Source organism: Shewanella marisflavi (assembly GCF_023283925.1).
Classification (GTDB): Bacteria; Pseudomonadota; Gammaproteobacteria; order Enterobacterales; family Shewanellaceae; genus Shewanella; species Shewanella marisflavi.
In genome coordinates, this window is record NZ_JAKIKX010000005.1 from 261566 (window position 1) to 273709 (window position 12144).

Genomic DNA, 12144 nt, shown 5'->3' on the forward strand with positions numbered 1-12144 from the left:
CTTATGCTTCAGTTCACCTTTTTTCGTATCCCAGTATTGGGGCCTCAGTAAGAGAAAAGGTGAACAAATTAGCCCGTCTGGCGCGATTTTCCATACCAAAGTGGACCGTTACTTGGTAGGATCTCTGCTTTGTGTTTTGCTATATGGGTTTTGCATTTGAATTCGCCACGTCACCCCTTGTCTCATGCCTTCTTGAATCAGTGTTATCAGGCCGATGCCTCACGTATCAAACGCCGCTTACATAGGTTAAAAAAACAGGCCGATGGTGAGCAGAAAAATGAGCAATTGGCTAAGTTAGCTGAGCAGGCCATTGCTGCAGCGGCCAAGGCACAGGAACGTTTACAAAACCGACCCGAGATCAGCTATCCCGAAGCCCTGCCAATCTCACAAAAACGTGCGGAAATTGCCGAGGCGATCGCCAACCATCAGGTGGTGATTGTGGCCGGTGAAACCGGCTCGGGTAAGACGACTCAGCTGCCTAAAATTTGTCTCGAGCTTGGCCTTGGCAGTCGCGGCCTTATCGGTCACACCCAGCCCCGTCGACTTGCTGCCCGCAGCGTCGCAAGCCGTGTGGCCGAAGAGCTAGGCAGTCCCTTAGGCGAAGTGGTGGGCTTTAAGGTACGCTTTGCCGATGCCATCAAGCCGACCTCCTATATTAAGTTGATGACCGACGGTATCTTGTTGGCGGAGCTGAGTTCAGACAAATACCTGGATCAATATGACACCATCATTATTGATGAGGCCCACGAACGCAGCCTGAATATCGACTTTATTCTGGGTTACCTCAAGAGTGTGCTCAAGCGCCGCCCGGATCTCAAGGTGATCATCACCTCGGCCACCATAGATGTGGATCGTTTTTCCAAGCATTTTAACAATGCGCCCGTTATCGAGGTGTCGGGTCGAACCTATCCGGTGGAGACCCGCTACCGTCCTTTAGTGCGCGAACAGGATGAAGACTTGGATCTCACCGACGGCATCTTTGCTGCGGTAGAGGAGCTGATGGCCGAGGGGCCCGGCGATATCCTGATCTTCCTCAATGGTGAGCGCGAAATCCGCGACCTGGCAGATCAACTCAATAAGCAGCAATACCGAGATACCGAGGTTCTGCCTCTCTATGCGCGCCTCTCCTACGGCGAGCAGTCTAAGGTGTTTAAGAGCCATCGCGGGCGACGTATTGTGCTGGCCACCAACGTGGCGGAAACCTCGCTGACGGTACCAGGGATCAAGTATGTAATTGACCCGGGTACGGCACGTATCAGTCGTTATAGCTACCGCACTAAGGTGCAGCGCCTGCCAATTGAGCCTATCTCTCAGGCCAGCGCCAATCAGCGTCAGGGTCGTTGTGGCCGCGTGGCGCCGGGGATCTGTATTCGTCTCTACGATGAAGCCGACTTTAACAATCGCCCCGAGTTTACCGATCCCGAGATTTTACGAACCAACCTGGCTTCGGTGATTCTACAGATGCTTTCCATTGGCCTTGGCGACATCGAAGGTTTCCCCTTTATTCAGCCGCCCGATGCGCGTTACATTCGCGACGGCTTCCTGCTGCTGGAAGAGTTGCAATCGGTGAGCAAACACAAGGGGCAATTGCAACTGACGCCTCTTGGACGCCAGCTGGCGAGTATTCCGGTGGATCCGCGCCTGGCGCGCATGGTGGTACAGGCCAAAGACTATGGCTGTCTGCATGAGACATTGGTGATCACTGCGGGTTTGTCGATTCAGGATCCTCGTGAGCGTCCTATGGATAAGAAGCAGGCCGCCGATGAGGCCCACCGCCGCTTTAACGATAAGGATTCCGATTTTATCGCCTGGGTTAAGCTGTGGGATCATATCAAGGAGCAGCAAAAGGCCCTGTCGGCCAGTCAGTTCCGCAAGTTATGTAAGCAGGAATTCCTGGCGTACCTGCGGGTGCGTGAGTGGCAGGATCTCTATACGCAATTGCGTCAGGCAGTGCATGACCTCAAGTGGAAGCTCAACAGTGAGCCCGCCGACTATGAGCTGCTGCATAAATCCCTGCTGACTGGCCTGCTGAGCCATATCGGTTTTAAGGATAAGGACAACGAATATCTTGGCGCCCGCAATCGCAAGTTCTTCGTTTTCCCAGGATCGCCGCTGGCGAAGAAGGGGCCAAAATGGATTATGGCGGCGGAGATGACCGAGACCTCGCGCCTGTTTGCCCGCTGCTGTGCCAAGATCCAGCCGGAATGGGTTGAGCCACTGGCCGGCCATCTGGTAAAGAAGAGTTATGTCGAACCTCATTTTGAGGCCAAGCAGGGCAGTGTGGTGGCGCTGGAGAATCAGCAGCTCTATGGGTTAACCATAGTCAATCGTCGCCGAGTGCAATATGGCCCGATCGAGCCTGTTGAGGCCCGCGAGATCTTTATTCGCAGTGCATTGGCAGAAGGGGAACTTCGCACCAAGGAAGCCTTCTTCGTTAAAAATCGCGCCCTGCTGGAAGATATCGAAGCACTGGAACATAAGTCCCGTCGCCGCGATATCTTGGTGGACGAGCAGGCGCTGGTGGATTTCTATCAGGCGCGCATCCCCGAGGGGATCTACAATGCGCCTAAGTTATTGACCTGGTGGAAGCAGGAGAAGAAGCGCCAGCCCCATCTGCTGGACTTTGAGCGTGAGCAGCTGATGAAACGCAGCGATGAGCATGTCTCTGCGCTGGATTTCCCCGACAGCTGGCATCAGGGCAACTTTAACCTCTCTCTGACCTACCATTTTGAACCCGCCGATCCTGACGATGGCGTCTCAGTGCATCTCCCCGTCGCGCTGCTTAATCAGATAGAGGCTCAAGGCTTCGATTGGTTAGTGCCTGGGCTGAGGGAAGAGAAGATCACTGCGCTGATCAAATCTTTGCCGAAAACCCTTAGACGTAACTTTGTGCCGGCACCAGATTACGCCAGAGCCTGCCTGCAGGCGATGACTAGCATTAAGAGCAGCATTAAGAGCAGCACGAATATCAGCGGTGAGATGAGTCTGCTGGAGGCCATGTGTAAGCAGCTGCTGCGGATGAGCGGCGTGCGTATCTCGCCAGATGATTTTGACCTCTCTCAATTGGCGCCGCACCTGCTTATTAACTTTAAGGTTGAAGATGATAACGGCCAACTGTTGGCCCAAGGGCGGGAGCTGGATCAGCTTAAAGATAAGTTACAGGGTAAGGTGACCCAGGCGATCCGCAATGTGGCCGAGAGTGGTATTGAGCAGAGTGAGCTAACTCAGTGGAGCTTCGGTGAGCTGCCCAAGCAGTATGAAAAGCGCCGCGGTAATTTCCAGGTGAAGGCGTTTCCTGCGCTGGTGGATAATAAGACTAGTGTAGCGATTAAGCTATTTGACGATGAGCATGAAGCCAGTCGCAGTCACAAGGCCGGTTTGCAGCGCCTCTTGCTGCTCAATATGCCATCGCCAGTTAAGCACCTGCAGAATACCCTGCCCAACAAGGCTAAATTGGCGATGTATTTTAATCCCTTTGGGCAGGTGCAGTATTTAATCGATGATATCTTGTCGGCGGCGGTGCAGCAGCTGCTGGATCAGAAGGGCTTAGATGTGCGCAGCGAAGCGCAGTTTGAACAGGCAAAAGATATCGTGCGTCAGGATCTTAACCCTATGGCGGCCAAGATAGCCCTGCAGGTAGAGGAGATTTTGACCCTGTATCAAAAGGTGAAAAAGCGTCTTAAAGGCAAGATTAGTCTGGATATCGCCTTTGCGATGAGTGATATTCAAACTCAGCTGGATAACCTGGTGTTTAAAGGGTTTGTAGAGCAGTGCGGTTGGCAGCGCCTGGCAGATTTAATTCGTTATATTAAGGCGATTGATAATCGCTTGGATAAGCTGCCGGTCGATCCCAATCGCGATCGTTTGCACCTGCACAGTATCAATAATGTGCAGCAGACGCTGGCGGCACAGCTGGCCAAGGTGCCGCGTAGTGCAGCCGTTCCCGAGGCGCTGCAAGAGGCGCGCTGGATGATAGAGGAGTATCGCGTCTCCTGTTTCGCTCAGGTGCTGGGTACCGCCTATCCCATCTCTGAGAAGCGTATCCTGAACCGTATCGCCGAAGCCTGATTGTTGTCATTATGACTAAAAAAGCACCCGCAATGGGTGCTTTTTTATTACCTCTGGAAAACCGAGTCTACCCCCATTGATATATTTTTACGATTTAGATCACGTTTTGACTTACTAAATCGCGATTTTATGACTATGTTTTAGTTGTTTATGAATAGCTAATTTATTCATTTTGTTGCTTTCTCAATCGAAAAATATGTCTAGGAGAAGTGATCCGGGTTTTATCTGCTTCAAAAGGATGATCCAGATCAAACCAGCATAGAATTTACCGATTTAGGGGTATACAGAATGTTAATAAGTTATTGATACCATCAATATCAGGAAAAAAAGTACGGTTTTATCGATTGATTGGCCCACACCAACCACTGGCAAGCCGGCTTTATCTGAGATGAAAATCGGCATGACCCGTTGGAGGATGCATGAGTTCCACACCTAATGAAGAGAAAAGTTTAGAGCTGAAAATATTTGTGTTTCTAACCGTTTTTCTTGCTCCCCTGCTGTCAGTGATACTCGTTTCTGGGTTGGGGTTTGCTATCTGGTTTAGCCAGATACTAACCGGACCACCAGGTGCAGGTTAAACCACTGCTATCAAACAAATATAAAAGAGTGAAAATATCAATGAGCAATGAACTTCACGTCACCAGTTTAGTGGTTCAGGTTAAGCCTGAATTTATGTCCAGTGTCAGACAGACAATCATGAAGATGGAAAACGCTGATTTGTCTGTCAATGATGAGATCAAGTTGGTTGTTGTGCTCGAAGGCATGACCCAAAAGGGGCTGATGGCTGACATTGAGGCGATCAACAAAATTGAGGGCGTGCTGTCCGCAGCCATGGTGTATCACCAGAGTGAAGTGCTTGAAGAGGTTGAAAAATGAAGATGAATCGACGCGAATTTATGAAGGCAAATGCGGCTATGGCCGCTGCCTCAGTAGCTGGTTTAGCCCTGCCTGCAACAGCAAGCAACCTGATTACCAGTTCAGAGCAGACTAAGCTTGAGTGGAACAAGGCACCTTGTCGTTTCTGCGGCACTGGCTGTTCGGTCATTGTTGCAACACGCGACGGTAAAGTCGTTGCCACCCATGGTGATGCTGAGAGTGAGGTGAACCGCGGTCTGAACTGTATCAAGGGTTACTTCCTGTCGAAGATCATGTACGGCAAAGACAGACTACAGACCCCTATGCTGCGTATGACCAATGGTAAGTACGACAAGCATGGTGAATTCACGCCGGTTAGCTGGGACACCGCCTTCGACACTATGGCGGAAAAATGGAAAGCCACCATTAAGAAAAAGGGCCCAACCGCTATTGGTATGTTTGGCTCAGGCCAGTGGACAGTTTGGGAAGGTTATGCCGCCTCTAAGCTGATGAAGGCAGGCTTTGGCTCGAACAACATTGACCCTAACGCCCGTCACTGTATGGCGTCCGCTGTGGGTGGCTTTATGCGCACCTTCGGTATCGATGAGCCTATGGGATGTTATGATGACATGGAGCACGCCGATGCCTTTGTGCTTTGGGGCTCTAACATGGCCGAGATGCACCCCATCCTTTGGAGCCGTGTCACCGACCGTCGTCTGAGTGCGCCGCATGTTAAGGTGTCAGTACTATCGACCTTTACTCACAGATCGTTCGACTTAGCCGATCTCGGTATCGTCTTTACGCCGCAGACAGATCTGGCAATCCTCAACTTCATTGCCAACTACATCATTCAAAACGATGCGGTGAACTGGGACTTCGTTAAAAAGCATGTCAACTTCCGTCAGGGTGAAACCGACATAGGTTACGGTCTGCGTGCAAGCCATCCGCTACAACAAAAAGCTAAGAACGTGAAGACGGCTGGCAAGTCTACCCCGATTGAATTTGACGCCTTCAAGGCCTTTGTTGCCGACTATGATGTGACATCAGTCAGCAAGCTTTCAGGCGTGCCAGAAGATAAGTTGATTGAACTGGCGAAACTCTACGCCGATCCGAATACCAAGGTCACCTCATTCTGGACCATGGGCTTCAACCAACATACCCGTGGTGTGTGGTGTAACAACCTGATTTATAACATCCACCTGCTAACAGGTAAGATCTCAACGCCGGGTAACAGCCCATTCTCGTTGACAGGTCAACCTTCAGCCTGTGGTACCGCTCGTGAAGTGGGCACCTTCTCACATCGTCTGCCAGCAGATCTTGTGGTGAATAACCCAGAGCACAGAAAAATTGCCGAGAAGATTTGGAAGATCCCTGATGGCATCATTCCACCTAAGCCTGGCTATCATGCGGTAGAGCAGAATCGCCGCCTCAAAGATGGCGACATCAATGCTTACTGGGTGCAGGTGAACAACAACATGCAGGCCGCCCCTAACATGAATGAAGAGGGCTTACCTGGTTACCGTAACCCTGAAAACTTCATTGTAGTGTCAGATGCCTACCCAACGGTGACGACTCAGGCTGCTGACCTTATCCTGCCTACCGCTATGTGGGTGGAGAAAGAGGGCGCCTATGGTAACGCAGAGCGTCGTACCCAGTTCTGGCATCAGATGGTCAAAGCGCCGGGCGAGTCTCGCTCAGATCTCTGGCAGTTGATGGAGTTCTCTAAGCGCTTTACTACCGACGAAGTCTGGCCAAAAGAGGTGCTGGCGGCCAATCCTGAATACAAGGGCAAGACCTTGTTCCAGGTTCTTTATCAAAACGGTAATGTCGATAACTTCCCGCTAGAGCAGGCAGATCCTAAGTACATGAACGATGAAGCCAAGCACTTTGGTTACTATGTACAAAAAGGCCTGTTTGAAGAGTACGCTGCTTTCGGTCGCGGTCATGGCCATGACTTGGCGGACTTCGATACCTACCATGAAGTGCATGGCCTACGCTGGCCTGTAGTGAATGGCAAAGAAACCAAGTGGCGTTTCCGTGAAGGTAGCGATCCTTATGTGAAACCAGGTACAGGCTTCCAGTTCTACGGTAAGCCAGATGGTAAGGCGGTTATCTACGCACTGCCATACGAGCCTGCCGCTGAGTCACCAGATGAAGAGTTTAACCTCTGGTTATCGACCGGTCGTGTGCTTGAGCACTGGCATTCAGGTTCTATGACTCAACGTGTGCCTGAGCTGTACCGCGCCTTCCCCGATGCAGTCTGCTTCATGCATCCAGATGATGCCAAGAAGCGCGGCCTGCGCCGTGGTGATGAGGTGAAGGTGGTGTCACGCCGTGGTGAGATAAAGACACGCGTCGAGACCCGTGGTCGCAACAAGCCACCCGTCGGCCTGGTCTTTGTACCTTGGTTCGATGCCAGCCAGCTGATTAACAAGGTGACGCTAGATGCGACGGATCCTTTGTCTAAACAGACTGACTTTAAGAAGTGTGCAGTTAAAGTAGTTAAGGCATAAGGAGGATCACCATGAAAACATTGAAATTTGTAACTTTTGCGACCCTGGTGAGTCTCTCTGCGGCTGCAGTATTTAACGTCAGCGCTGCCAGTGTGCCAGATGAAAAGGTGGCCACCCTGAGACAGGCGCCGCTTGACACTAACCCGACACCACCTGTGATGCCTAAGGTTCGTAACACAGACATCAAGCAGGTGCGTAACTACCCCATGCAGCCGCCTGTGATCCCACATAAGATCGACGGTTATCAGGTTGACCTTAAGGCAAACAAGTGTATGTCTTGTCACGCCCGCAAGCGTACAGGGGACTCACAGGCGCCTATGGTGAGTGTGACTCACTACATGGATAGAGAGAACAACTTCTTAGCGGATCTATCACCACGTCGCTATTTTTGTACTCAGTGCCACGTGCCACAGCTGGATGCTAAAACTCTGGTAGATAATGAATTTATCGATATCGACCACTTAATCAAAGCTGAAGCAACTAAGCACTAGGAGCGGCCGTATGTTAGATAAGTTGAAAAAAATCTGGCAGGTGTTAAGAAAGCCCAGCGTGCACTACAGCTTAGGTTTTCTCACCTTAGGCGGCTTCATTGCCGGGGTCATCTTCTGGGGGGGATTCAACACTGCCTTAGAAGCGACCAACCAGGAAGCTTTCTGTATCAGTTGCCACGAGATGGAAAATAACGTGTATGAAGAGTTGAAGACAACCATACACTTTACTAACCGAAGTGGTGTGCGTGCGACCTGTCCTGACTGTCATGTTCCCCATAACTGGACAGACAAAATAGCCCGTAAGATGCAGGCCTCAAAAGAGGTTTGGGGTAAGGTATTTGGCACTATTAATACTCGTGAAAAGTTTGAGGCCAAGCGCCGTGAACTGGCCGAGCATGAATGGGCACGACTGAAAGCCAACGATTCGCTCGAATGTCGTAACTGCCACAATTTCGACTACATGGATTTTACTCGTCAATCGACACGTGCGGCCAATATGCACTCCACGTCATTGGCCAGTGGCGAGAAAACCTGTATCGATTGTCATAAGGGTATTGCTCACCACTTACCTGACATGAAAGGAGTCGAAGGCTTCTAGCCTAAGATTCCATCTCCAAGCAAAACGCCAGCCTTCATCTCGCTGGCGTTTTTTTATGGGCCTTTCTCAAGTTTCTTACCCTTGCACAGAGTCGATGATTAACTCCCGCAGCCAGCGATGACTGGGGTCGAGATCGAAATGTTTGTGCCAGAGCAGCAGATAAGTGCCGGGAACCATTTGTGTGGGGGCGGGCAAGGAGACCAGCTTATATTGACCCATCATCTCTTTGGCGTATTTTGCCGGTGAACAGAGGATAAGATCGCTCTGTTCACACAGTTGCATGGCGCTATTAAAATCGGTGAGGTTAACCGCAATATCCCGTTTAAGGTGTTTTATCTGCAGTACATCATCAAGCAGCCAGTGGGAGATGCCGCCGAAGGTGACCTGTATGTGGCGATACTTGAGGAAAGTATTGAGGTTCCATTCTTCGCTAAGCAGTGGGTGGCCCTCGCGTACCAGACATAGAGAGATGTCGCGGGTCAGTTCGACGTAGCGCAAGGCGCTGGGCAGGTTATTGACATGCTGCAGTGAGCGTTCGTCCCATTCTCGGCAGGCAATTCCCAGATCGGTATCGCAGCGCAGCAGACGCTCCATGCTCTCGTTGTGCCAGGTCTGGCTATCTATAGTGATCTTAGGCGCTTGTTTAAGCAGGGTTGGCATGAAACGCGGATAGGTTAGCGAGTAAGCTATCTCGACCAATTCAAGGCGAAAACGCCTGTGGCTCATAGAGGGATCGAAGTCACTGGGGCGGGTAAGAGAGGAGACCTGGTTCAGGATCTGGCGGATCTCAGGCCCCAGCTGTTTAGCCTTAGGTGTTGGGCGAAGGCCGTGGGCGGTGCGCTCAAACAGTTGATCGTCGAAGGACTCTCTGAGCTTATTGAGTTGCTTACTTACCGCAGACTGGCTGAGGTGTAGGCGCTCTGCTGCAGCGGTGACACTTTGCTCCTCGAGTAAAACTTCCAGCAAGGGCAGCAGGTTAAAGTCGAATGTTTTCAATGGGTGTTCCGTCAGGGATGGCTTAGCTGGTTTCATGATAGCCAGCTGGCCGTTTTTTAGGTAGCCCTATCTCAAAGTTTGTCTTGGGCTAGCTAGCTTTAGCTAAGGTGTTGGTTATGCTGCCTATTGGAGGAGGTCAAACTTGCCGAGGGTGGTTACTAAGCGCATCAGTCCAGCATCAATAATAAAACGCCAGCAGCTGCTGGCGTTTTTAGTTGTGGCCTAAATAAGATTAATTTATCGTTTTAGGCACGCATCGCTTTTTCGCCGCGGCACAGACCGACAACGCCAGAGCGTGATACCTCGATAACCTTAGTGACCTCACCGATAGCCGTGATAAAGGCATCGAGTTTGTCTGAGGTGCCTGCCATTTGAATGGTATAGAGCTCGGCCGTCACATCCACTATCTGACCTCGGAAGATGTCTGCTGTGCGTTTGACCTCTTCGCGACCCGCTCCCTTGGCCTTTACCTTCACCAAGGCCAGCTCCCGCTCGATATGGCTGGACTCGGTAATGTTAGATACCTTAAGGATATCAATGAGTTTGTGTAGCTGCTTCTCAATTTGCTCAAGTACTGCTTCGTCAGCCACCAGGGTAATATTCAGTCGTGACAGGGTGATATCATCTGTCGGCGCTACCGTCAGGCTTTCGATGTTGTAGCCTCGCTGAGAGAAAAGGCCTACTACACGAGATAGGGCGCCGGGCTGGTTTTCGAGTAATACAGAAATAATTCGACGCATTAGCTTTTCTCCGTTTTGCTTAGCCACATTTCATTCATTGCCCCACCACGGATCTGCATGGGATAGACGTGCTCAGTTTCATCGACACTGATATCGACAAAAACCAGCTTGTCTTTCATTGCAAGGGCCTTTTCCAGGCCAGCTTCTAGCTCGGCGGGATCGCTAATGGTCATGCCCACGTGGCCATAGGCCTCGGCAATTTTGGCAAAATTAGGTACTGAGTCCATATAGGAGTGGGAGTGACGACCCGAGTAGATCATGTCCTGCCACTGTTTTACCATGCCAAGGAAACGGTTGTTTAGGTTTATAATTTTTACAGGTGTGTCGTACTGTAGCGCCGTTGATAGCTCCTGAATATTCATCTGAATGGAGCCATCACCTGTGACACAGATAACGGTTTCTTCAGGCATCGCCATCTTCACCCCCATGGCGGCTGGCAGGCCAAATCCCATGGTGCCCAGGCCGCCTGAGTTGATCCAGCGACGCGGCTTGTTGAAGGGGTAATAGAGGGCTGCAAACATCTGATGCTGTCCCACGTCAGAGGCCACATAGGCATCGCCCTGGGTCAGCTTATGCAGCGTTTCGATCACTTGTTGCGGCTTAATACGCTCACTATTGGTGTCGTAGGCCAGACTATTGCGACTGCGCCATTGATTGATCTCGCTCCACCAATAATCGATGGCACCTTCATCGTTTTTCATTGCTGGGTCACTGTCCAGCAGGGCTAGCATATTATCGAGCACATTATCCGCCGAGCCTACGATAGGGATATCGACCCTGACCGTCTTAGAGATGGATGAGGGGTCGATATCGATATGCAATATGGTGGCATTGGGACAATATTTCTCAACATTGTTGGTGGTGCGATCGTCAAATCTTACCCCTATACCGAAGATAAGGTCGGCATTGTGCATCGCCATGTTGGCCTCATAACAGCCGTGCATGCCGAGCATGCCGACGCTATTGGCGTGGGTGCCAGGAAATGCCCCTAGGCCCATTAGAGTACTGACGACAGGAATGCCTAAACGCTCAGACAGGGTGAGGATCTGTTGGTCGCAGCCGGAAATCACCGCACCGCCGCCCACATAGAGTACAGGCTTCTTGGCTTTTATCAGTGCCTGCAGTCCGCGGCGGATCTGCCCTTTGTGTCCCGTAGTCGTTGGGTTATAAGAGCGCATGTTTATCTCATCTGGATATTGATATTCATGCAAAATTTGTGGGTTAAGGCAATCTTTAGGAATGTCTACCACCACAGGGCCGGGGCGACCGGTTGAGGCGATATAAAATGCTTTCTTAATGATGCCCGGAATATCCTTGGCATCAGTGACCAGGAAGCTATGTTTCACCACGGGGCGAGAGATGCCGATCATGTCGCATTCCTGGAAGGCATCGTTACCAATCAAGTTGCTGGGCACCTGACCCGAGAGCACGACCAGTGGGATCGAATCCATGTAGGCGGTGGCGATGCCTGTGATCGCATTGGTGGCACCTGGGCCTGAGGTGACAAGTACCACGCCCACTTTACCTGTTGCGCGGGCATAACCATCAGCCATGTGCACGGCGGCCTGTTCATGGCGTACGAGAATATGTTCAATGCCAGATTTTTGATGCAGAGCATCGTAGATATCGAGAACTGAGCCACCAGGGTAGCCGAAAATGTGTTTAACGCCTTCATCGATTAATGATCGGACGATCATGCTGGCGCCGGAAAGTTTTTCCATTATTGATCCCTCATAGTTACCGCGACGGTATGCAGTATCTTGCTACAGCGACGGTAATCGCTCTAAACAAAGAGTCTGAAGGGTAATTCAGACTCGCGCTTTATCTTAAAAGCCAGTGTATGGCTCCTAAGTTCAGGTGACTGTTGCTAATGAACAGAATTT

General features: G+C 51.0%; 9 protein-coding genes. 6 read left to right on the top strand and 3 right to left on the bottom strand.

Annotated features, from left to right (window positions below):
* Positions 1 to 156: 156 nt before the first annotated feature.
* From hrpA to L2712_RS12595, 6 genes are all read left to right on the top strand, one after another.
* Positions 157 to 4068 (top strand): ATP-dependent RNA helicase HrpA, encoded by a 3912-nt coding sequence (gene hrpA / locus L2712_RS12570; RefSeq protein ID WP_428848618.1) that lies wholly within the window; start codon positions 157 to 159, stop codon positions 4066 to 4068.
* 419 nt (positions 4069 to 4487) lie between these two features.
* Complete coding sequence (locus L2712_RS12575) at positions 4488 to 4646, top strand: periplasmic nitrate reductase, NapE protein (protein WP_033538299.1); 159 nt, start codon at positions 4488 to 4490, stop codon at positions 4644 to 4646.
* Between the two features lie 40 nt (positions 4647 to 4686).
* The gene (locus L2712_RS12580) at positions 4687 to 4944 is read left to right on the top strand and encodes a chaperone NapD (protein WP_033538300.1); all 258 of its coding nucleotides are present in this window, start codon (positions 4687 to 4689) and stop codon (positions 4942 to 4944) included.
* Between the two features lie 2 nt (positions 4945 to 4946).
* On the top strand, positions 4947 to 7436 hold the full coding sequence (gene napA / locus L2712_RS12585; RefSeq protein ID WP_248978000.1) for a nitrate reductase catalytic subunit NapA: 2490 nt from the start codon (positions 4947 to 4949) through the stop codon (positions 7434 to 7436).
* A gap of 11 nt (positions 7437 to 7447) precedes the next feature.
* Positions 7448 to 7927: a nitrate reductase cytochrome c-type subunit gene (locus L2712_RS12590; RefSeq protein ID WP_248977972.1), complete on the top strand. Its 480-nt coding sequence runs from the start codon at positions 7448 to 7450 to the stop codon at positions 7925 to 7927.
* A 10-nt stretch (positions 7928 to 7937) separates the two neighbouring features.
* Positions 7938 to 8525, top strand: a complete 588-nt coding sequence (locus L2712_RS12595) for a cytochrome c3 family protein (RefSeq protein ID WP_033538302.1) — start codon at positions 7938 to 7940, stop codon at positions 8523 to 8525.
* 75 nt (positions 8526 to 8600) lie between these two features.
* Here the strand turns inward: L2712_RS12595 and L2712_RS12600 are convergent, their stop codons facing one another.
* From L2712_RS12600 to L2712_RS12610, 3 genes are all read right to left on the bottom strand, one after another.
* Complete coding sequence (locus L2712_RS12600; protein ID WP_248977973.1) at positions 8601 to 9521, bottom strand: LysR family transcriptional regulator; 921 nt, start codon at positions 9519 to 9521, stop codon at positions 8601 to 8603.
* Positions 9522 to 9766: 245 nt separating this feature from the next.
* A complete protein-coding gene (gene ilvN / locus L2712_RS12605; protein ID WP_033538304.1) occupies positions 9767 to 10261 on the bottom strand; it encodes an acetolactate synthase small subunit in 495 nt (164 codons plus the stop codon).
* Positions 10261 to 11982, bottom strand: a complete 1722-nt coding sequence (locus tag L2712_RS12610) for an acetolactate synthase 3 large subunit (protein ID WP_088904760.1) — start codon at positions 11980 to 11982, stop codon at positions 10261 to 10263. Before L2712_RS12610 ends, ilvN begins: the two co-directional genes overlap by 1 nt.
* Positions 11983 to 12144: the final 162 nt, after the last annotated feature.

What these genes read in the sequence shown, in the direction of transcription:
- L2712_RS12595 (WP_033538302.1), top strand. Translation starts at nt 7,938, where the DNA reads ATGTTAGATAAGTTGAAAAAAATCTGGCAGGTGTTAAGAAAGCCCAGC.
- L2712_RS12590 (WP_248977972.1), top strand. Translation starts at nt 7,448, where the DNA reads ATGAAAACATTGAAATTTGTAACTTTTGCGACCCTGGTGAGTCTCTCT.
- L2712_RS12580 (WP_033538300.1), top strand. Translation starts at nt 4,687, where the DNA reads ATGAGCAATGAACTTCACGTCACCAGTTTAGTGGTTCAGGTTAAGCCT.
- L2712_RS12575 (WP_033538299.1), top strand. Translation starts at nt 4,488, where the DNA reads ATGAGTTCCACACCTAATGAAGAGAAAAGTTTAGAGCTGAAAATATTT.
- ilvN (WP_033538304.1), bottom strand. Translation starts at nt 10,261, where the DNA reads ATGCGTCGAATTATTTCTGTATTACTCGAAAACCAGCCCGGCGCCCTA.
- L2712_RS12610 (WP_088904760.1), bottom strand. Translation starts at nt 11,982, where the DNA reads ATGGAAAAACTTTCCGGCGCCAGCATGATCGTCCGATCATTAATCGAT.
- napA (WP_248978000.1), top strand. Translation starts at nt 4,947, where the DNA reads ATGAATCGACGCGAATTTATGAAGGCAAATGCGGCTATGGCCGCTGCC.